Annotated in this window: 21 protein-coding genes, 7 tRNA genes and 1 other RNA gene; 8 read left to right on the top strand and 21 right to left on the bottom strand. The window is 49.1% G+C overall.

The genetic code is table 11. The annotated features are described in order from the left end of the window. The first annotated feature begins 187 nt into the window (after positions 1 to 187). Both QUE74_RS04510 and zitB read left to right on the top strand, forming a co-directional pair. On the top strand, positions 188 to 568 hold the full coding sequence (locus QUE74_RS04510) for a YbgS-like family protein (protein ID WP_000784342.1): 381 nt from the start codon (positions 188 to 190) through the stop codon (positions 566 to 568). A 113-nt stretch (positions 569 to 681) separates the two neighbouring features. Continuing rightward, positions 682 to 1,617: a CDF family zinc transporter ZitB gene (gene zitB / locus QUE74_RS04505; RefSeq protein ID WP_000951308.1), complete on the top strand. Its 936-nt coding sequence runs from the start codon at positions 682 to 684 to the stop codon at positions 1,615 to 1,617. Here the strand turns inward: zitB and pnuC are convergent. From pnuC to cydA, 21 genes are all read right to left on the bottom strand, one after another. Continuing rightward, entirely contained in the window at positions 1,614 to 2,333 is a 720-nt protein-coding gene (gene pnuC, locus QUE74_RS04500) for a nicotinamide riboside transporter PnuC (protein ID WP_000345397.1), read from the bottom strand. The genes zitB and pnuC overlap by 4 nt on opposite strands. Before the next feature lie 37 nt (positions 2,334 to 2,370). Further along, entirely contained in the window at positions 2,371 to 3,414 is a 1,044-nt protein-coding gene (nadA, locus tag QUE74_RS04495; protein WP_000115324.1) for a quinolinate synthase NadA, read from the bottom strand. 277 nt (positions 3,415 to 3,691) lie between these two features. Then, positions 3,692 to 3,817: non-coding RNA, RtT sRNA (locus QUE74_RS04490), on the bottom strand. A gap of 31 nt (positions 3,818 to 3,848) precedes the next feature. Then, positions 3,849 to 3,924 (bottom strand) — tRNA-Lys (locus QUE74_RS04485). Positions 3,925 to 4,056: 132 nt separating this feature from the next. Further along, positions 4,057 to 4,132, bottom strand: a tRNA-Lys gene (locus QUE74_RS04480). A 146-nt stretch (positions 4,133 to 4,278) separates the two neighbouring features. After that, positions 4,279 to 4,354 (bottom strand) — tRNA-Lys (locus tag QUE74_RS04475). A gap of 3 nt (positions 4,355 to 4,357) precedes the next feature. Next, positions 4,358 to 4,433: transfer RNA gene (locus QUE74_RS04470), tRNA-Val, on the bottom strand. Between the two features lie 50 nt (positions 4,434 to 4,483). Continuing rightward, positions 4,484 to 4,559, bottom strand: a tRNA-Lys gene (locus tag QUE74_RS04465). A gap of 2 nt (positions 4,560 to 4,561) precedes the next feature. Next, positions 4,562 to 4,637 (bottom strand) — tRNA-Val (locus QUE74_RS04460). 135 nt (positions 4,638 to 4,772) lie between these two features. Further along, positions 4,773 to 4,848: transfer RNA gene (locus tag QUE74_RS04455), tRNA-Lys, on the bottom strand. 164 nt (positions 4,849 to 5,012) lie between these two features. Next, positions 5,013 to 5,804 carry a cell division protein CpoB gene (gene cpoB / locus QUE74_RS04450; RefSeq protein WP_000097570.1) on the bottom strand — a complete coding sequence of 264 codons (792 nt, stop codon included), beginning with the start codon at positions 5,802 to 5,804 and terminating at the stop codon, positions 5,013 to 5,015. A gap of 9 nt (positions 5,805 to 5,813) precedes the next feature. Next, on the bottom strand, positions 5,814 to 6,335 hold the full coding sequence (gene pal, locus QUE74_RS04445; protein ID WP_001295306.1) for a peptidoglycan-associated lipoprotein Pal: 522 nt from the start codon (positions 6,333 to 6,335) through the stop codon (positions 5,814 to 5,816). Positions 6,336 to 6,369: 34 nt separating this feature from the next. Then, positions 6,370 to 7,662 (bottom strand): Tol-Pal system beta propeller repeat protein TolB, encoded by a 1,293-nt coding sequence (gene tolB / locus QUE74_RS04440; protein ID WP_001295307.1) that lies wholly within the window; start codon positions 7,660 to 7,662, stop codon positions 6,370 to 6,372. 132 nt (positions 7,663 to 7,794) lie between these two features. Continuing rightward, on the bottom strand, positions 7,795 to 9,060 hold the full coding sequence (gene tolA / locus QUE74_RS04435) for a cell envelope integrity protein TolA (RefSeq protein WP_000030644.1): 1,266 nt from the start codon (positions 9,058 to 9,060) through the stop codon (positions 7,795 to 7,797). A gap of 64 nt (positions 9,061 to 9,124) precedes the next feature. Next, on the bottom strand, positions 9,125 to 9,553 hold the full coding sequence (gene tolR, locus QUE74_RS04430) for a colicin uptake protein TolR (RefSeq protein WP_000090092.1): 429 nt from the start codon (positions 9,551 to 9,553) through the stop codon (positions 9,125 to 9,127). 3 nt (positions 9,554 to 9,556) lie between these two features. Further along, a complete protein-coding gene (gene tolQ, locus QUE74_RS04425; RefSeq protein WP_000131314.1) occupies positions 9,557 to 10,249 on the bottom strand; it encodes a Tol-Pal system protein TolQ in 693 nt (230 codons plus the stop codon). Continuing rightward, positions 10,246 to 10,650: a tol-pal system-associated acyl-CoA thioesterase gene (gene ybgC, locus QUE74_RS04420; RefSeq protein WP_001098384.1), complete on the bottom strand. Its 405-nt coding sequence runs from the start codon at positions 10,648 to 10,650 to the stop codon at positions 10,246 to 10,248. Before ybgC ends, tolQ begins: the two co-directional genes overlap by 4 nt. Before the next feature lie 149 nt (positions 10,651 to 10,799). Next, entirely contained in the window at positions 10,800 to 11,093 is a 294-nt protein-coding gene (gene ybgE, locus QUE74_RS04415; RefSeq protein ID WP_000034602.1) for a cyd operon protein YbgE, read from the bottom strand. Further along, positions 11,093 to 11,206, bottom strand: coding sequence for a cytochrome bd-I oxidase subunit CydX (gene cydX / locus QUE74_RS04410; RefSeq protein ID WP_000270282.1), 114 nt, complete (start codon positions 11,204 to 11,206; stop codon positions 11,093 to 11,095). The genes ybgE and cydX overlap by 1 nt, the downstream gene beginning before the upstream one ends. 14 nt (positions 11,207 to 11,220) lie before the next feature. Next, the gene (cydB, locus tag QUE74_RS04405) at positions 11,221 to 12,360 is read right to left on the bottom strand and encodes a cytochrome d ubiquinol oxidase subunit II (protein ID WP_000568277.1); all 1,140 of its coding nucleotides are present in this window, start codon (positions 12,358 to 12,360) and stop codon (positions 11,221 to 11,223) included. A gap of 15 nt (positions 12,361 to 12,375) precedes the next feature. After that, entirely contained in the window at positions 12,376 to 13,944 is a 1,569-nt protein-coding gene (cydA, locus tag QUE74_RS04400; protein WP_000884361.1) for a cytochrome ubiquinol oxidase subunit I, read from the bottom strand. A gap of 803 nt (positions 13,945 to 14,747) precedes the next feature. Here cydA and QUE74_RS04395 point away from each other — a divergent pair. The 6 genes from QUE74_RS04395 to QUE74_RS04370 all read left to right on the top strand — a co-directional run bounded on the left by QUE74_RS04395 (position 14,748) and on the right by QUE74_RS04370 (position 21,279). Then, positions 14,748 to 15,692: a hypothetical protein gene (locus QUE74_RS04395; RefSeq protein WP_000522008.1), complete on the top strand. Its 945-nt coding sequence runs from the start codon at positions 14,748 to 14,750 to the stop codon at positions 15,690 to 15,692. Positions 15,693 to 15,771: 79 nt separating this feature from the next. Next, entirely contained in the window at positions 15,772 to 16,194 is a 423-nt protein-coding gene (locus QUE74_RS04390) for a hypothetical protein (RefSeq protein ID WP_072157015.1), read from the top strand. Positions 16,195 to 16,736: 542 nt separating this feature from the next. Further along, a complete protein-coding gene (gene glmS, locus QUE74_RS04385; RefSeq protein WP_000710391.1) occupies positions 16,737 to 17,186 on the top strand; it encodes a methylaspartate mutase subunit S in 450 nt (149 codons plus the stop codon). Then, positions 17,186 to 18,574, top strand: coding sequence for a methylaspartate mutase accessory protein GlmL (gene glmL / locus QUE74_RS04380; protein WP_001167700.1), 1,389 nt, complete (start codon positions 17,186 to 17,188; stop codon positions 18,572 to 18,574). The genes glmS and glmL overlap by 1 nt, the downstream gene beginning before the upstream one ends. 18 nt (positions 18,575 to 18,592) lie before the next feature. Next, entirely contained in the window at positions 18,593 to 20,038 is a 1,446-nt protein-coding gene (locus tag QUE74_RS04375; RefSeq protein WP_000423321.1) for a methylaspartate mutase subunit E, read from the top strand. Further along, positions 20,038 to 21,279 carry a methylaspartate ammonia-lyase gene (locus QUE74_RS04370; RefSeq protein ID WP_000695027.1) on the top strand — a complete coding sequence of 414 codons (1,242 nt, stop codon included), beginning with the start codon at positions 20,038 to 20,040 and terminating at the stop codon, positions 21,277 to 21,279. The genes QUE74_RS04375 and QUE74_RS04370 overlap by 1 nt, the downstream gene beginning before the upstream one ends. Positions 21,280 to 21,281: the final 2 nt, after the last annotated feature.

Below are 21,281 nucleotides of genomic sequence, written 5' to 3'. Positions count from 1 at the left end.
AGATTGTCGCGAAAAACGAGATCTCTCCTACAATTTCTAACTGTAACTCCTTTGTTTGTTAATTATTTCAAGATTCTCTTCTGGGTATCTTTGCCTGGCTGAAATCTTAAACAATTACTTTATATTCACCTGCAAATGCACTGTTGGAAGAGGTTATCCGACATAACGACCATAACAGGAGCATCCTATGAAAATGACAAAACTGGCCACACTATTTTTGACTGCCACTCTAAGCCTTGCCAGCGGTGCCGCACTGGCTGCCGATAGCGGAGCGCAAAGCAATAACGGCCAGGCAAACGCCGCAGCTGATGCGGGCCAGGTAGCCCCTGACGCCCGTGAAAATGTCGCGCCAAATAACGTCGACAATAACGGGGTAAATACCGGTTCTGGCGGCACAATGCTGCATCCGGATGGTTCTTCAATGAACAATGACGGCATGACCAAAGATGAAGAGCACAAGAACACCATGTGCAAAGATGGTCGCTGCCCGGATATCAATAAAAAAGTCCAAACCGGTGATGGCATCAACAATGATGTCGATACCAAAACCGACGGTACCACGCAGTAACCCTGCGAAATAGCCAATAATGGGAGAGCGGAGTCTCTCCTTTTTTATTTTTCTCTTCTAAAAGCAGTATGATGTCATAAAGTTAAGTGAGAATAATTAAGGGATGACTCGTCATGGCACACTCACACAGTTCCTCACACCTGCCAGAAGATAATAATGCTCGTCGCTTGTTATATGCTTTCGGCGTGACTGCCGGGTTTATGCTGGTAGAAGTCATTGGTGGTTTTCTTTCCGGTTCTCTGGCATTGCTGGCCGATGCGGGTCATATGTTGACCGATACTGCCGCCCTGCTTTTCGCCCTACTCGCCGTGCAATTCTCCCGTCGTCCTCCCACCATTCGCCACACTTTCGGTTGGCTAAGATTGACCACGCTCGCGGCGTTTGTGAATGCCATCGCTCTGGTGGTGATTACCATTTTGATTGTCTGGGAGGCGATAGAACGCTTCCGCACGCCGCGTCCGGTCGAGGGTGGCATGATGATGGCTATTGCCGTGGCTGGGCTGCTGGCCAATATACTTTCTTTCTGGTTACTTCATCACGGTAGCGAAGAGAAAAACCTCAACGTGCGCGCAGCGGCACTGCATGTTCTCGGGGACCTACTGGGTTCGGTTGGGGCTATTATTGCCGCGTTGATTATTATCTGGACCGGCTGGACACCTGCAGACCCCATTCTCTCGATACTGGTATCGCTTCTGGTTCTGCGCAGCGCCTGGCGGTTATTGAAAGACAGCGTGAATGAATTACTTGAAGGTGCGCCCGTTTCGCTGGATATCGCTGAAATGAAACGCCGCATGTGCCGGAAAATCCCGGAAGTCCGCAATGTGCACCATGTACATGTGTGGATGGTGGGCGAAAAGCCAGTGATGACGCTGCATGTGCAGGTGATCCCGCCACACGATCACGACGCGTTGTTGGATCAGATCCAACATTATCTGATGGATCACTATCAGATTGCACACGCCACCATCCAGATGGAATATCAACCTTGTCATGGGCCAGAGTGCCACCTGAACGAAGGGGTGTCTGGCCATTCACATCATCATCATTAATGGGACAGCGCGCGTGAACCTCTTTCGCGTGCGCTGTTGATCCACATCCGGCTGCCGTTGAGGGCAATAAAGGTCAGGATGATGTACTCCAGAGACATGGCGTAAACGCCCTGAAGTGCAAAAATAACGACGCTAATCACGTTAATAATCACCCACAATAGCCAGTTTTCCACATACTTACGTGTCATCAGAATCATTGCCACGATAGATAACACCATCATGCAGGAATCCCAGAACGGGAAGGCATCCGGTTGCAGTTCAGGCATTGCAACCTGTAATCCTAACGCTTGCATGATCATAACTGCCACGCGGGTCAAAAATGCAAACACCGGATTGATAAATACCGTCATCAGACTAATCGAAACAACGCAAACCGCAATCCAGCTTAGCGCCTTCGGCAATGGCAACCAGCGAATTTTCAACTCCGCCTCGTTCTGACTGGTTTGTCGCGACCACGCATACCAACCGTAAATATTCGCGGCAAAGAAAAACACCTGTAATAGCAGGCTGGCATACAGCTGAATCTGAAAGAAAATAATGCCAAACAAGGTGACGTTGATCAGGCCAAAGAAGTAGTTGCTGATCTTCTCCAGACTGGCAAGGCCAATACACAGCAACCCGGCGATCGTGCCTACCGCTTCGATCCATGAGAGATCATAACCGCCTGCTCCTATTGGTATATGTACCAGGATATTCTGCACACTAAAAAAATCCATCTTTCCCCCAAAGCGTAACGTGACGCCTTATTATTAGTTATCCACGTAGTGTAGCCGCAAAATCCAGCATACGATTGAGCGGCACCAGCGCCTTCTCTCGCAGCCTTTCCTCAACATGAACCTCGTGATTGCTTCCTTCCTGTTCTAATGCCTCTGCGATGGCCTGAAGGCCATTCATGGCCATCCACGGACAATGCGCGCAGCTGCGGCAGGTTGCGCCCTCACCCGCGGTTGGTGCTTCCCGTAACTCTTTATCTGGCACCGCCTGCTGCATTTTGTAGAAAATACCCCGATCGGTTGCCACGATAAGTCGCTGATGTGGCAATGTTTTCGCAGCAGCGATCAGTTGACTGGTGGAACCGACCGCATCCGCCATATCTACAATAGCTTGCGGTGATTCTGGATGCACCAGTATGGCAGCATCCGGGTATTCTTCTTGCAAGCGGGTTAACGCCTGAGTCTTAAACTCATCATGCACAATGCAGGCACCCTGCCAGCATAAAATGTCTGCGCCCGTCTGTTTTTGCACGTAACGCCCCAGATGTTTGTCGGGAGCCCAGATGATTTTTTCCCCCAAACTATCCAGATGATCAATAAGTTCGACGGCAATGCTTGAAGTTACCACCCAATCTGCGCGCGCTTTTACCGCAGCAGAAGTGTTGGCGTAGACGACGACAGTACGATCGGGATGGGCATCGCAAAATGCGTTAAATTCTTCAACAGGGCAGCCGAGATCCAGTGAACATTCAGCCTGAAGTGTCGGCATCAGAATTGTTTTTTCCGGACTGAGAATTTTGGCGGTTTCTCCCATAAATCTCACCCCAGCGACTAACAACGTAGAAGCGGGATGCTTTGCACCGAAGCGCGCCATTTCCAGAGAATCAGAAATACAGCCACCCGTTTCTTCTGCCAGTTGTTGAATTTCGGGATCGGTATAGTAGTGGGCAACCATCACCGCATTACGTTCTTTTAGCAGACGTTTTATCTTCTCACGGTAATACGCTTTTTCATCAATACTTAACGGCGTCGGCTTCGGGGGGAAAGGATAAATCGCCGCTTCAGGATCAAACATCACGCTCATCTTACCATCTCGTTTTACAGGCTTAACATTAAAACCGACATAAGCGTGATATTCGCTATTATCGGCATGATTTGTTTTATATGCTAAACAAGATAGTCGAATGGTGGGGAAAAGTCACTCGAAATACGTATGAGATGACGAATGCCACACTTTGCGTCTTATTCCTCCGACGTAGAGTCGTTTACGCAGCAAGCGCGGAGTATGTCATCAGGGTCAAGAATTGAAATTGAGAGATGCCTGAATAGCAAAAAAGCGCCTTTAGGGCGCTTTTTTACATTGGTGGGTCGTGCAGGATGACTCACTTCGCTCGCCCTTCGGGCCGTCGCCGCGAGCGGCTCCGTTGTTTCGCTGCGCTCAACTCGAACCTGCTGCAGGTTCGAATCTTTGAATATCCCAGATAGCAAAAAAGCGCCTTTAGGGCGCTTTTTTTACATTGGTGGGTCGTGCAGGATTCGAACCTGCGACCAATTGATTAAAAGTCAACTGCTCTACCAACTGAGCTAACGACCCCTTGCGGGATTATGCTGCTTTAATCATTCAGGATGGTGGGTCGTGCAGGATGACTCGACTTCGTCTCGCCCTTCGGGCCGTTGCTGACGCAACGTTATCCTTCACATTCTCTACCAGTAACCACCTTTAAATTGGTGGGTCGTGCAGGATTCGAACCTGCGACCAATTGATTAAAAGTCAACTGCTCTACCAACTGAGCTAACGACCCATACGGGTGTTACCTGAATGATTTCTACTCGGGACCAATCTTTAATATTGGTGGATCGTGCAGGATGACTCGCTTCGCTCGCCCTACGGGCCGTTGCTGGCGCAACGTTATCCTTCACGCTTAACATCTGAGTTTGATGTTAAAACTGGTGGGTCGTGCAGGATTCGAACCTGCGACCAATTGATTAAAAGTCAACTGCTCTACCAACTGAGCTAACGACCCGAGTGGTGGGTGATGACGGGATCGAACCGCCGACCCCCTCCTTGTAAGGGAGGTGCTCTCCCAGCTGAGCTAATCACCCGATACTGCGCTGGATACTACAAACTACTTCCACCGAACCCACCGCATTAGTGGTGGGTCGTGCAGGATTCGAACCTGCGACCAATTGATTAAAAGTCAACTGCTCTACCAACTGAGCTAACGACCCGGTGGTGGGTGATGACGGGATCGAACCGCCGACCCCCTCCTTGTAAGGGAGGTGCTCTCCCAGCTGAGCTAATCACCCGATACTACGCTGGATACTACAACTAACTAGGTTAGTGGTGGGTCGTGCAGGATGACTCGACTTCGTCTCGCCCTTCGGGCCGTTGCTGACGCAACGTTATCCTTCACGTTTTACTACCGCTTCCACCTTAGCGATTGGTGGGTCGTGCAGGATTCGAACCTGCGACCAATTGATTAAAAGTCAACTGCTCTACCAACTGAGCTAACGACCCACTTTTTCGTTGCTTTCGGTTTGTTTGATATCCCGTGGCAACGGCGGCATATATTACTGATTTCAGACTTGAGCGCAACAAAAATTTCGATGTAGATCACTCAACTGCTTATGATTCGCACGACACGACCAGAAATAATGCGACTTCTGGTCGTGTGTTATGCATTACATCGCGTTCAGACGTTTTTGCGCCTGTTTTGCGCCATCAGTACCAGGGTATTTACTGATAACCTGCTGGTATACGGCTTTCGCTTTTGCGGTGTCACCTTTCTCCTGCATGATGACGCCGACTTTAAACATCGCATCTGCAGCCTTCGGTGACTTCGGATAGTTTTTCACTACCGAAGCAAAATAATACGCCGCATCATCTTTTTTACCCTTGTTGTAGTTTAACTGACCCAGCCAATAATTGGCGTTTGGCAGGTAAGTTGAATCAGGGTAATTTTTGATGAAATTCTGAAATGCCACCATTGCGTCATCCTGGCGGGATTTATCCTGCACCAGCGCAATAGCTGCATTGTAATCCGTGTTTGCATCACCGCTTTTCACCGGCGCGCCAGCATTCGCAGTACCAGCATCAGCTGTCGGCGTCGTTGATGCCGCCGCACCGCTTTGATCGCCGCTGGTTGATTGCGCCGCTGCACCACCGCTGCTGAGGCTATCGATCTGCAACAGGATCTGCTTTTGCCGCTCCACGACCTGATTCAGTTGATACTGATTTTCCTGAATCTGACCACGCAGGGAATCAATATCGGATTGATTATCAGAGAGTTGTTGCTGGAGTTGGGTTAAAAGCTGGCTGTGAGCATTAGAAATACGCTCAAGTTGAGTGACGCGGTCTTCGACCGAGCCTGAGCCGACACTACTGATTGGTGCCTGAGCAAAAGCGGCCCAGGGGGCCGCTATACCAACCAGTAACGACAGACTCAATAGTTGATGTCTGAAGTTACTGCTCATGCAATTCTCTTAGTAAACCAGTACCGCACGACGGTTTTTGGAGTATGCCGCTTCGTCATGACCCAGTACTGCAGGTTTTTCTTTACCGTAAGAAACGATGGAGATCTGGTCTGCAGAAACGCCTTTACCCTGCAGGTACATCTTAACGGCGTTCGCACGACGTTCACCCAGGGAGATGTTGTATTCCGGAGTACCACGTTCGTCCGCGTGACCTTCTACGGTGACTTTGTAAGACGGGTTGCTACGCAGGAAGTTTGCGTGTGCATCCAGCATTTGAGCGAAGTCAGAACGGATATCGTACTTGTCCAGATCGAAGTAAACGATGTTGTTCTGCTGCAGCTGTTGCATTTGCAGACGAGCCTGCTCTTCGGAAGACATGTTGCCATTGCCGCCGTTCGCATCCATACCAGTGCCGGCACCCAGCATGCCTTCGCTGCCGTCATTGCTGGCGTTCTTGTTGGAAGAACATGCCGCAATTGCCATAACAGGCAGAGCAATCATCAGCCCTTTCAGCACTTTGTTCAGTTGCATTTCAATGATTCCTTTACTATTCAATTAATTATTATCACAGATACGGCGACCAGGCAGGGAATTTGACCTGTCCATCAGTTGCCGGAAGACGCGCTTTGAAACGCCCATCTGTAGAAACCAAATTCAGCACGGATCCCATCCCCTGAGAAGAGCTGTAGATTACCATAGTGCCGTTAGGTGCCAGACTTGGCGTTTCATCCAGGAACGTGGACGACAGAACTTGTACGCCTCCCGTTGCCAGATCTTGTTTGGCAATGTGCTGCTGCCCACCATTGGAGCTGACCATTACCATAAATTTACCGTCGCTGCTGACATCCGCATCCTGGTTCTGCGAACCTTCCCAGGTAATACGTTGTGGCGCACCGCCGTTGATATTCACTTTATAAACCTGCGGACGACCGGCCTGGTCAGAAGTAAATGCCAGGTTCTGGCTGTCCGGGAACCAGGTCGGTTCGGTATTGTTACTGCGACCATCAGTCACCTGGCGGATCTGACCAGAAGCCAAATCCATTACGTACAGGTTCAGGCTACCGGTTTTCGACAAGGCGAATGCCAGTTTGCTGCCGTCTGGCGAGAATGCAGGGGCACCGTTGTGACGCGGGAATGAAGCCACCTGACGTACAGCACCATTTGCCAGCGTTTGAATAACCAGCGCTGAACGACCGCTCTCGAAAGTCACATAGGCCAGTTTAGAACCATCCGGTGACCATGCCGGAGACATCAGCGGCTGCGGAGAACGGTGAACGACAAACTGGTTGTAACCGTCATAGTCAGATACGCGCAGTTCATACGGGAACTGACCGCCGTTGGTCTGAACAACGTAGGCAATACGGGTACGGAACGCACCTTTAATGCCGGTCAGTTTTTCAAACACTTCATCACTGGCGGTATGACCAGCATAACGCAGCCACTGCTTGTTCACTTTGTACGAGTTCTGAGCAAGTACAGTACCCGGTGCGCCGCCAGTGTCAACCAGCTGATAAGCAACATTGTAAGAGCCGTCCGGATTCGGAGTGACCTGGCCGACAACCACAGCGTCAATGCCCAGCGCAGACCATGCTGCTGGTTGTACTTCCTGTGCACTACCCGGCTGCTGTGGCAGACGAGCGCGATCTAATGGATTAAATTTACCGCTGTTACGCAAGTCAGCAGCAACGATGCCGCCAATATCTTCAGGTGCTGCACCAGGACCCGCCCACTGGAAAGGAACAACGCCAATAGGACGACCGGAATCTACACCGCTGTCGATCACAATGCGGACTTCAGCATGCAGAACTGATGCCCACAGTATGAGAAAACCAAATGCTACTCGTAATGCCTGCTTCATCATATCTCCCTTATCTGGACCGATGGCCCACGATAATTTAGCAGAATGTTAACAAACTAAAATACACAAAACTACCAGAACCCCGTGGCAACCGGTGTCTGATGTTGACCGTCGGAACAGTCAGCATCGCGATTACGGTTTGAAGTCCAATGGCGCGTTTTTGAACACTTCATATACTGCCTGGCTTGGTGGTTTCGGGATCTTCGCAAGTTTAGCTGCTGCCAACGCAGCCTGACAAAGTGCGGGATCGCCACCTTCAGGTTTGATATCCAGTAACATACCATCGGGTGCCAGTTTTATGCGCAGCGTACAGGTCTTGCCTGCATAGGACGATGCGTCATAGAACTTACTTTCGATAGCAGATTTAATCTGCCCGGCATAGTTATTGATATCGGCCCCTGATGCGCCATTGTTTTTAGTATTACCACTCCCGGCAGGCGAAGCATTGTTCCCTTTCGCCCCTCCCCCCGTTTTCGGTGCATTCTTACCAGAGCTTAGCTCACCGAAAATATCATCTGCCTCTGCGGCCGCTTTTGCTGCAGCGGCTTTTTCAGCTGCAGCTTTTGCCGCTGCCGCTTTTTTGTCTGCGGCGGCTTTTTCTGCCGCTGCTTTCTTATCAGCTGCTGCCTTTTCAGCAGCCGCTTTTTCTGCTGCTTTTTTGTCGGCTGCAGCTTTCTCTGTCGCTGCTTTCTTATCAGCTGCAGCCTTTTCAGCAGCCGCTTTCTTCTCAGCTTCTGCCTTGGTTTTTTCAGCAGCTTCAGTTGCCGCTTTTTTTCTTGCTTCAGCTGCAGCTGCTTCTGCCGCTTCCGCTTTCTTCTTCAGCGCCGCAGCGGCTGCTTCGGCTTTTTTCTGCGCTTCGGCTGCGGCTTTGGCGGCTTCTGCTTCTGCTTTTTTCTTCGCGTCTGCAGCCGCTTTCTTCGCTGCTTCTTCCGCAGCTTTTGCATCCGCTTCAGCCTTCGCTTTAGCATCTGCCGCCGCTTTCGCTGCCGCCTCTTCCGCTTGCTTCTGCTTTAACTCGGCCTGTTTTGCGGCTTCTTCAGCCTGCTTTTTCTGCTCCTGAGCCGCTAACCGCTCTTTCTCAAGTTGCTTCAGGCGTTCCTGTTCAGCCGCTTGTTTCTCACGCAGTTCTTCCGCAGCCTGCTGTTCCTTCATCTTGCGCTGCTCATCAGAACGCTTCGCGCTTGATTCCTGGCTTTGCATGCGTTTGTACTGCTCAACTACCGCACCTGAATCAACCATTACAGCGTCGATGGACGAACCACCGCCGCCTCCGGCTGAAGCTTCTATATTCTCATCGAACGAACTCCAGATCAGCGCCGCAAATAAGATGACATGCAGCACTGCTGAAATAATTATCGCCCGCTTGAGCTTGTCGTTTTGTTCGGTTGCCTTTGACACTCTCGGTTTCCAAAAACTGTTCGCCTGTTACCCGCTCTCTTTCAAGCAAGGGAAACGCAGATGTTTAGATAGGCTGCGTCATTAAACCAACCGATTTCACACCCGCACTATGTAACAAGTTCAGTGCTTTAATTATTTCATCGTAAGGCACATCTTTTGCGCCACCGATCAGAAAGACCGTTTTCGGGTTGGCCTTGAAACGGCTGGACACTTCCGCCACCACCTGCTCTGGTGGTAAACGCTCCAGGCGATCTTTCTCAACCATCACGGTGTACTGACCAATACCAGACACTTCAACAATCACTGGCGGATTATCGTTACTGCTCACCGCCTGTGATTCAGTAGCGTCTGGCAGATCGACCTCCACGCTCTGGGTGATGATGGGCGCTGTCGCCATAAAGATCAGCAACAGCACCAGCAGTACGTCCAGCAACGGTACAATGTTGATTTCGGACTTGAGATCGCGACGACCTCGTCCACGCGCTCTGGCCATGGCTTACCCCTTGTTGCTCTCGCTAACGGTAAACGCCTGGCGGTGCAGAATCGCGGTAAACTCTTCCATAAAGTTGTCGTAATTCAGTTCCAGTTTGTTTACGCGCTGGTTGAGGCGGTTATAAGCCATTACCGCCGGAATTGCGGCGAACAGACCAATTGCCGTCGCAATCAACGCTTCTGCGATACCGGGCGCAACCATTTGCAGTGTTGCTTGTTTTACCGCCCCGAGGGCGATAAAGGCGTGCATGATCCCCCAGACCGTACCAAACAGACCAATATACGGGCTGATGGAGCCAACCGTACCGAGGAACGGAATGTGCGTTTCCAGATTTTCAAGTTCACGGTTCATGGAAATACGCATCGCTCGCGACGCCCCTTCCACTACGGCTTCAGGCGCATGGCTATTGGCACGATGCAGGCGCACAAACTCTTTGAACCCGCTGTAAAAGATTTGTTCCGAACCAGTGAGATTATCCCGTTTTCCCTGGCTCTCTTGATAGAGGCGAGAAAGTTCGATTCCAGACCAGAATTTATCTTCAAACGCTTCGGCTTCGCGCGCCGCTGCGTTAAGAATACGGGTCCGCTGGATAATAATGGCCCAGGATGCGATTGAAAAACCAATCAAAATCAACATGATAAGTTTAACCAGAAGGCTAGCCTTCAGGAACAAATCAAGGATATTCATGTCAGTCACTGCTTAAACTCCGCGACAATAGACTTGGGAAGCGCACGAGGCTTCATTTTGAGTGGGTCAACGCAAACAACCAGAACCTCTGCTTCATTCAGCAAAGTATTCTCGGCGTTGACAATACGTTGCGTGAAAACCAAAGAGGTGCCACGCATTGATGTTATTTCAGTCTGTATTTCGAGCATATCGTCGAGCCGCGCAGGTGCATAATATTCCACCGTCATTTTACGCACCACAAAGGCAACGCGTTCAGCCATCAGCGCCTGCTGACTGAAGTGATGATGACGCAGCATCTCTGTGCGTGCTCTTTCATAAAAAGCGACGTAACTGGCGTGGTACACCACACCACCGGCATCGGTATCTTCATAGTAGACGCGAACCGGCCATCGAAACAGCGTTGTATTCACTTTACATCCCGGTAATGCAACAAAAGTTAGAGCTTTTAAACGCTGCTACTATACGCGCGCGATTGAGGTTTGGGAATGAGGGCAAGTTAAGGGAGCGTAAAAATTTATGGGCCTGAAGCGGCCCATAAATTTTTAAAGAGAATTCTGATTTAAAAGAAGAAGAAAATCAGCCCGACAATGAGAACAATATCGGCAAGCAAAGGGCAAAAAATCCCTTGCCAGAGAACCTTCTGCGGACGAAAGCCCACGCCGTGAATAACACCAGCACAGACGGCCCACATCAGCAATAAACCATGCCAGATTTCCAGTTCACTGGTCTTCGCGGCGAAACGTGACGGGTCCCAAAACATACATCCTGCTAACAGAAGCGCCATCACGAAGGAAAGCGCCCGCAGGGGGCGCTTGTCCATTACCGCATACAAGGTTGCGATAATCTTACTCATCAGATGTCTTCTTGACCGGCTTTGCCTGATTCGACGTGCTCAAGCGCCAGCGCGGTGATTACCCCAAACGAACAGGCAAGAAGCGTTCCCAGAATCCATGCGAAATACCACATTTTTAGCTCCTTACTTAGTACAGAGAGTGGGTGTTACGTTCAATATCTTCTTTGGTGATACGACCGAACATTTTCCAGTAGCACCAGGCGGTGTAGAGCAGAATGATCGGTACCAGAACCACCGCAACCCAGGTCATGACGTTAAGCGTCAGCTGGCTGGAAGTTGCATCCCACATTGTCAGACTTGCGTTCATCATGGTGCTGGACGGCATCACAAACGGGAACATTGCAATACCGGCAGTCAGGATGATGCAGGCCAGCGTCAGGGAGGAGAACACAAACGCCCACGCCGCTTTATCCATACGTGCAGTCAGAATGGTCAGCAGAGGCAGAACCACACCCAGTACCGGAATAGCCCACAGAATCGGCGTGTTGTTGAAGTTCACCAACCATGCGCCAGCTTCACGAACCACTTCTTTATTCAGCGGGTTAGATGCCGCGTAATGGTCCATTGTTGATTTCACAACATAACCATCGATACCGTACATCACCCATACGCCAGCCAGTGCGAAGCAGACCAGTGTCACCAGAGCCGCCACCTGAGCCGTTGCACGAGTACGCAGGTGCAGTTCGCCCACGGTGCGCATCTGCAGATAAGTCGCGCCCTGTGTAATGATCATCCCTACGCTCACCACACCTGCCAGCAAGCCGAACGGGTTAAGCAGCTGGAAGAAGTTACCGGTGTAGTACAGACGCAGATATTCATCCACGTTGAACGGTACGCCCTGCAACAGGTTACCAAACGCCACGCCAATCACCAGCGGCGGAACGAAGCTACCAATGAAGATGCCCCAGTCCCACATGTTACGCCAGCGGGTTTCTTCAATCTTGGAGCGGTAGTCAAAACCGACCGGACGGAAGAACAGAGACGCCAGCACGAGGATCATCGCGACATAGAAGCCGGAGAACGCAGCGGCATAGACCATCGGCCAGGCAGCAAACAGAGCGCCACCCGCAGTGATCAGCCATACCTGGTTACCGTCCCAGTGTGGTGCGATGGAGTTAATCATAATTCGACGCTCGGTGTCGTTACGACCGAGGAAACGGGTGAGCATGCCCACCCCCATGTCGAAACCGTCAGTGACTGCAAAACCAATCAGCAGAACGCCAACCAGCAGCCACCAGATAAAACGCAATACTTCATAATCGATCATTTGACGACTCCTGTCTTAGCGTGCCGGCTGAGTAGTCGTGGAAGACTGCTCAAAGTGATAGCGACCGGTTTTCAGGCTGCTTGGGCCGAGGCGTGCAAACTTGAACATCAAGAACAATTCTGCCACCAGGAACAGGGTATACAGGCCACAAATCAGCACCATCGAGAAGATGAGGTCGCCTGCGGTCAGTGACGAGTTCGCTACAGCTGTCGGCAGCACTTCACCGATAGCCCAAGGTTGGCGACCATATTCAGCCACGAACCAGCCCGCTTCTACAGCAATCCACGGCAGCGGAATACCGTACAGTGCGGCGCGCAGCAGCCATTTTTTCTCGCCAATACGGTTGCGGATGACACTCCAGAAAGAGAGCGCGATGATTGCCAGCAGCAGGAAGCCACACGCCACCATGATACGGAACGCGAAGTACAGCGGCGCTACACGTGGAATGGAGTCTTTGGTTGCCTGTTGAATCTGCGCTTCAGTCGCATCCGCCACGTTTGGCGTGTAGCGTTTCAGCAACAGACCGTAACCGAGGTCTTTCTTCATGCTATTGAACTGGTCACGAACCGCCTGGTCAGTAGACCCAGAACGCAGTTGCTCGAGCAGAGAGTACGCCTTCATCCCGTTACGGATGCGTTCTTCATGCTGCACCATCAGCTCTTTCAGGCCGATAACCGGGGTATCCACGGAACGCGTTGCAATGATGCCCAGCGCGTAAGGGATCTGGATCGCAAATTTGTTCGTCTCCTCTTCCTGATCAGGAATGCCGAACAGAGTAAAGGCAGCAGGTGCAGGTTGCGTTTCCCACTCGGCTTCAATAGCAGCCAGTTTGGTTTTCTGCACGTCGCCCATTTCATAACCAGATTCATCACCCAGAACAATAACAGACAGAACGGCAGCCATACCGAAGCTGGCAGCGATAGCAAAGGAGCGTTTAGCGAAGGCGAAGTCACGACCTTTCAGCATATACCATGCGCTGATACCGAGGATGAACATCGCGCCAGTCACATAACCAGACGCTACCGTGTGAACGAATTTCACCTGAGCAACCGGGTTAAGCACCAGCTCGGAGAAGCTCACCATCTCCATACGCATAGTTTCAAAGTTGAAATCGGACGCGATTGGGTTTTGCATCCAGCCGTTCGCAACCAGAATCCACAGCGCGGACAGGTTTGAACCGAGCGCCACCAGCCAGGTGACACACATATGCTGAACTTTACCCAGACGATCCCAACCGAAGAAGAACAGACCTACAAAGGTGGATTCGAGGAAGAAGGCCATCAGACCTTCGATTGCCAGCGGCGCGCCGAAAATATCCCCTACATAGTGGGAATAGTAAGACCAGTTAGTCCCGAACTGGAACTCCATGGTCAGACCGGTTGCCACACCCAGAGCGAAGTTGATACCAAACAACTTGCCCCAGAACTTGGTCATATCTTTATAAATCTGTTTGCCGGAAAGGACGTAGACCGTTTCCATAATGGCCAGCAGGAACGCCATACCGAGCGTCAGTGGCACAAAAAGGAAGTGGTACATCGCGGTCAAGGCAAACTGTAAGCGCGACAGTTCGACTATATCTAACATCATGACTCCTTGCTCATCGCATGAAGACTCCGAGAGTGAACCCCGTTAGAAAGGGTCACACGCATGCCCCAATACAAAATTATTTGCTCGCCTCTATCGCTGCCTTTTCCTCAAAAGTGGAAAAGACAATGATAAAAAGTTACAAATATGTTAATGAATAAACCAAATTGATCCCGTAATTATATTACGCCGCAAAATCCTTACAATAAACAGGTTTTTATTGAGCAAATTTGCATTTTTCGACAGTGATCAATTTATAGCGAAATTGTCACGACCTCACCAATTTGATCTACGACAATTTATCGTGTTTTGCAGATTTTTTTCAAGAATTAAAAATTGATTTATATCAAAACCAATCAAATATGTTAATTATGTATAAACCATAGACCATTGGTAATTTTATTGTTAATTTATTGTGAAATATTTATGTAACACAATTATTACAATAAAAAGACATAGATAAAAAACCAGTGTTTTATTTAACAGAATCGCCTTATCAACTTTTTATAATACCAATTGATTAGAGTAGCCAATTTGTTGCTATTTTACATAACATATTTTTATCAAAGTTAATTGATTGTTGCCTTTATGAGCATCGCCGTAAGACCGCCATGTTATTGTTTCATTTGTAATAATCACCAATAAGTATCGATGAGAGAGATATCGCTTAACAGAGGCGACTGTGTCTGCATGAACACAGGCAACTTTCGCCTGATAAACGAAAAATGAGCGATTTTTGCAAGTTAGTTTTTCTATAGCTGGGTACGCTGAGCGCCTCGCTTGATTACAATGAGGTTGCTGCCATGGGTCTTGATAATATAGGTTCTGTTGTCAATCGCTTCTCTGGTTGGCCATCAAATGATCCTCTAAAAACAGATAACGAATCAATGACATCACCCGTGACTGTGCAGGTAATAAAGTTGATTGCCGCCATCCTTGACCCACATCGGATAGTCGTTGGTATCGATACACTCTATACAACGCAGCGCAAAACATTTACCTCAGAGGGTCAACAACTCATTGAATCAGCATTGAAAACACTTAATGTGATGAATTTAAATAACCTGGAAACAGATCGCGATGAGGAGGGTAACTATCTGGCTTTTGGATATAACGTTGACACTCCTGACAGAATAACCGTTTCTGCTTATAATGAAAAAAAACCTTTCTGTTATGGCCAATGTCTTTTAATACAGGATGAAGAACCAGATTTATTTAACCTGGTAAAAATTAAAACCTTTGAAGCCAGGCATAATTATGTTTCTAAATTGATGAGCGATCCGGAATTTATGTTTAAATTCAGTTATAGCGCCCAACAAAATAGATTAGAACCTCATCTTCTGGTTCCCACTTATTTCCCTCTGAAAACAAACCAACCGGTTACGCTAGAGGATTTACTGATACTTTATCGTTTCTTTAAAATGAATGGCGATTTTAATATATTAACATCAGATGAATACATGAGTATCATGACACCTCTGATGAAGTGTGAGCGTAGTGTCCACGACCATAACAGGTATGTGACGGGCAAAGATGCTCTTCTTCTGGACAATCCTCCGTCTGGTAACCAGATATATTTCCATATTTCCCCTGACGAATCAGCAACACTTGTCCTTTATTTTTCAGACAATAACCTTGAATCCTTCGTCTTTGAAAATGATATTCCGAGCCAGTATCGACATTTCAAAATGTTTACCAATTTAGCACTAGTTATTGATCAGTTAACCGACGCCAATCAAATACTTTAATTTTCTATACAGCCCTGTGTAAAATATTGCTAAACAGTGCCCGGGGTTGATTTTTATTCCTCACGGTGATATTTAAATCATGACACCATCTCAGCTCTCTTTTAATACTCTTCCTGTCAATGCAACATGCACTTCAGAGATAACAGTAAACACACAAAAATTCTCTGACATCCTCTACTCAGTGGGGTATTCCCTAAAGGATCTGGCTTATCTGAGCAGATGTCTGGCATCATTACACCCAACACTCGCCAAAAACATTTATGAAACGGAAAATCTCAGCGATCAAAAATTACTTTATATAGATTGCCGTAGTACAAATGAAATCAAGATAAATATATTTTTGGGTCAAAAAAGAGAAGAATTAATCGAAATTAGTTCTGATACAGTCATTTTTTCGATACTGTCTTCATTGATTGACTCAGCTATTTCTGAACATCGACATCAAATCACCGTTAATGATTCAAATAATTCTGAACTATTTTATGAGGATTATACTGATTAAATCCACTCTGTGCGAACCTGTCCTGCATTTATGCCAGAAGTATTAGAATCTTTGCTTAACGTTACTCATACAGTAGCACCTTCATGTGTCTCTCTTTTTTACGAACAATCAAAAGAACTAACAAGGGGCATAATTCGTATAAATTATTAACCATTTGTTATATTCAACATTTTTTTACATTAAGCAGAGATGAATTGCAGTGAAATTCAAGTTAAATTTTACGAAATGTATTACTCATGGCTAAAAAATCTTCCCAAAATGCAAATTAGAAGTTGATCACAATTATCTCAATCCATCAAATCAAGATAATTTTAAAAATTTAACATCAATGACAGCGGTTGGCATAACACACTGAATTAAAATGAAAATTTAAAAAACAATTTTTAAACAATCATTTCCCGAAAGACATTTTGAAAATAGATCAATTGCAACATTACGGTCAGATAAAGACACTCCTCTGATATTAAACCTGTGCCGTTATGAACGGCCATAAATACGACGTGTGTAACTTAATTTACTCTCTGTCTTACAAAGGATTACCCATGAAGAAAGCAACACTTGTGATTGGCGTTATTGGCGCGGACTGCCATGCAGTAGGCAATAAAGTTCTGGACCGCGTTTTTAGCAACCATGACTTCAGAGTCATTAATCTGGGCGTAATGGTCAGCCAGGACGAATATATTGATGCTGCCATTGAAACTGGCGCTGACGCGATTGTCGTCTCCTCTATCTATGGGCATGGCGATATCGACTGTCTGGGCATGCGCGAACGCTGCATTGAGCGTGGCTTGGGGGACATCCTGCTCTATGTGGGCGGCAACCTGGTGGTCGGAAAACATGACTTCGCTGACGTGGAAACCAAGTTCAAAGAGATGGGATTTGATCGCGTCTTCGCCCCAAGTCATGACTTAGAAGATGTCTGCCAGCTGATGGCCCACGATATCAACCAACGTCATGGCGTTGAAACTTGCATTCTTGAAGAGGCAATCTGATGCAAATCGTCTCTGTCGATATTGGATCGACGTGGACCAAAGCAGCCCTCTTCACCCGGGAGGGGGACGCGTTAACGTTGGTTAACCACGTTCTGACCCCAACCACCATCCATCATCTGGCAGAGGGATTTTTCTCCAGCCTTAACCAGGTGTTAAACGTAGATAATGCCCTCCCCCTGTTAAACCGCGGTGAGGTTGCATTGAAGTATTCCTCTTCTGCCAAAGGTGGGCTGGCGGTTGCCGCAATGGGAATAGTGCCTTCTATCACTCTGGAAACCGCGAAAGTAACCGCTCACTCTGCAGGTGCTAAAATTGCGCAATATTACTCCTACAAGCTGAACCGCCGTGATATCCAGGCACTAGAAGAAACGCAGCCCGATATTCTCTTGTTCACCGGCGGCACCGACGGCGGAGAAGAAAGCTACGGACTGAATAACGCCCGTGTGCTGGCAGAATCCAAACTCGACTGCGCCATTATTTATGCCGGAAACCGGGATATTCAGGACAAGGTGCAGGAGACCCTCGGGCATAAAGACCTGACCATCGTCGACAACGTTCTGCCCGATCTTGACCATCCGAACCCTTTAGCTGCACGCCAGGCTATCTGCGACATATTCCTTAAACGCATCGTTAAAGGGAAAGGGCTGGATGTCATTGTTGATAAAACAGGCGAAGAACCAATGCCGACACCATGGACGGTCTTTGAACTGGTGAAGGCAATCAGTAACGTCGATCACAGCTGGAAAGAGTTCATGCTGATCGACATGGGCGGCGCAACCACCGATGTCTATTCCGCCTGTGCCAACACGCTCTCGCCCGACACTGTTTTACATGGCGTACCGGAACCCTTCGTAAAACGGACGGTGGAAGGCGATCTGGGAATGCGCGTCTCGGCAATGGTGGTTGGTGAAAGTGCGAAAGAGTTAGTCAGTGTGAATTTTGCTCAGCAACCCGCACAGTTGGACGCTTTTTATCATTACCTCCGTCATCTAGTCGCTCATCCCGACTACTTACCCGCGAATGCAGATGAAAAATATTTCGATACCGTCCTGGCCGGACTGTGTGTGGGTTATGCCACCGAAAGACATGCGGGCACCAAAAAAGAGGTCTGCACCTGCGTCGGCAATGTCGATTTACAGATGGGACGTGACCTGACAACCGTGCGTAAAGTCGTGGGTTCCGGCGGATGGCTCTCGCGTGCCAGTCAGTTCGATATGCATCACTGGTTGAAATACCGCGAGTTAAACGACGACGGTAAACGCATTCTCTTACCGACCGAATTTGAATATTACCGCGATTCCCGGGGGCTATTACCACTGCTGGCAAACGTCGCCAGAGTCGATCCGCTGGCCGCCGCGCGCACCAGTATTCAATGCTTAACCCTATAACAATTAAGGCTGCAATCAATGGAACTTCGAAATAAGAAATTAACCCATGACGAATTCATGACCGAGCGGCAACAGGTATTGAAAACCTGGGAAACCGGCAAGGATGTTGAAAACTTTGAAGATGGCGTTAAATACCAACAAACCATTCCTGAGCATAAACGCTTCTCTCTTGCCCTGCTGAAAGCAGACAAGGAAGGTAAAACCCTTAGCCAACCGCGCGCAGGCGTGGCGCTGATGGACGAACACATCGAACTACTGAAAACACTACAAGAAGAGTGCGATCTGCTGCCGAGCACTATCGATGCATATACCCGTCTGAATCGGTACGAAGAAGCGGCTGTAGGGATTAAAAAATCCATCGAAGCCGGAACCTCTAAACTGAACGGTTTACCGGTAGTTAACCACGGCGTCGCAGCTTGCCGTCGCCTCACCGAAACTCTGCAAAAACCGCTACAGATCCGCCACGGCACGCCTGATGCGCGTCTGCTGGCTGAAATCTCGATGGCCAGCGGCTTTACCAGTTATGAAGGCGGCGGCATTTCCTACAATATTCCGTATGCCAAGCGCGTAACGCTGGAAAAATCGATCCGCGACTGGCAGTACTGCGATCGTTTAATGGGGATGTATGAAGAACACGGGATCCGCATCAACCGCGAACCGTTTGGCCCACTAACGGGTACGCTAATCCCGCCGTTTATCTCGCACTCTATCGCAATAATCGAAGGCTTGCTGGCACTGGAACAGGGTGTGAAGTCTATCACCGTTGGTTATGGTCAGGTCGGTAGCCTGACGCAGGATGTTGCGGCGATCCAGTCTCTGCGGGAACTTGCACACGAATATTTTCAGAGCTATGGCTATACCGACTACGAATTAAGTACCGTGTTTCACCAGTGGATGGGAGGCTTTCCGGAGGACGAATCGAAAGCGTTCGCCATTATCTCCTGGGGTGCTGCCGTCGCGGGGATGTCTGGTGCTACCAAAGTCATCACCAAAAGTCCGCACGAAGCCTGGGGCATCCCGACTGCTGCTGCCAACATTCAGGGGCTAAAAGCCTCCCGCCAGATGCTCAACATGGTCAACGAGCAGAAATTCCCGCCGTGCCCGGCGGTTGAACTAGAAATTGAACTGATTAAGAGCGAGGTTCGCGCTGTACTGAACAAAGTGTTCGAACTGGGCAATGGTGATATTGCGCGCGGTACGGTGCTGGCATTTGAAGCGGGCGTACTGGATGTGCCGTTTGCGCCAGCCGCCTGCAACGCAGGCAAAATTCTTCCGGTCCGTGACAACACCGGCGCGATACGCGTACTGGAAGCCGGAGCCGTTCCATTGCCAAAAGATATTCTCGACCTCCACCACGATTACGTTGCTGAACGCGCGCGCTTTGAAGGACGCCAACCGACATTCCAGATGGTTGTAGATGACATCAATGCTGTATCCCACAGTAAATTAATAGGAAGACCATAATGAAAATAAAACAGGCCCTTTTTACCGCTGGCTACTCCTCATTCTATTTCGATGATCAGCAGGCGATAAAAAACGGAGCGGGTCACGACGGCTTTTTTTATACCGGAGAGCCGGTAACACAGGGGTTTAACGCCGTACGTCAGGCCGGGGAGTGCGTTTCGGTTCAGTTGATTCTGGAAAACGGTGCGGTCGCCGTAGGCGACTGTGCTGCCGTACAGTATTCCGGGGCAGGCGGTCGCGATCCACTGTTCCTCGCAGAGCACTTTATTCCGTTCCTCAACGACCATATCAAGCCATTACTGGTAGGCCGCGATGTGGATGCTTTCCTGCCGAATGCCCGTTTCTTCGACAAATTGCGTATTGACGGAAACTTGCTGCATACCGCCGTACGTTATGGATTATCACAGGCGCTGCTTGATGCTACCGCGCTGGCAACCGGCCGTCTAAAAACTGAAGTGGTCTGTGATGAATGGCAGTTGCCACGCGTGGCGGAATCCATTCCATTATTTGGTCAGAGCGGAGACGATCGATATATCGCTGTCGATAAGATGATCCTTAAGGGCATCGACGTGCTACCTCATGCGCTGATTAATAACGTCGAAGAGAAACTGGGCTTTAAAGGAGAAAAACTGCGCGAATATGTCCGTTGGCTATCCGATCGGATTCTAAGCAAACGCACCAGCGCACGCTACCACCCTACCCTACACATCGATGTATACGGCACTATTGGTCTGATCTTCGATATGGATCCGCTTCGCTGTGCGCAATACATCGCCAGTCTGGAAAAAGAGGCGCAAGGCCTGCCGCTCTACATTGAGGGGCCGGTCGATGCCGGTAACAAGCCCGATCAAATCCGCCTGCTGACCGCGATTACCAAAGAGCTGACGCGCCTCGGTTCCGGCGTGAAAATTGTGGCCGATGAATGGTGTAACACCTACCAGGATATTGTTGATTTCACTGATGCCGCCAGTTGCCACATGGTGCAAATCAAAACCCCGGATCTGGGCAGTATTCACAACATCGTCGATGCAGTTCTTTATTGCAACAGCCACAGCATGGAAGCGTACCAGGGCGGCACCTGCAATGAAACCGATGTCAGCGCCCGCACGTGTGTCCACGTCGCCCTTGCCGCTCGCCCCATGCGTATGCTGGTAAAACCGGGGATGGGCTTTGACGAAGGCCTCGATATCGTCTTCAACGAAATGAATCGTACTATCGCGCTGTTGCAGGCTAAGGATTAACA

This window comes from Escherichia sp. 10290 (assembly GCF_030295155.1).
In the GTDB taxonomy this organism is placed as follows: Bacteria; Pseudomonadota; Gammaproteobacteria; order Enterobacterales; family Enterobacteriaceae; genus Escherichia; species Escherichia coli_F.
The sequence above is the reverse complement of the archived record's forward strand: the minus strand, read 5'-3'. Positions and strand labels throughout refer to the sequence as shown.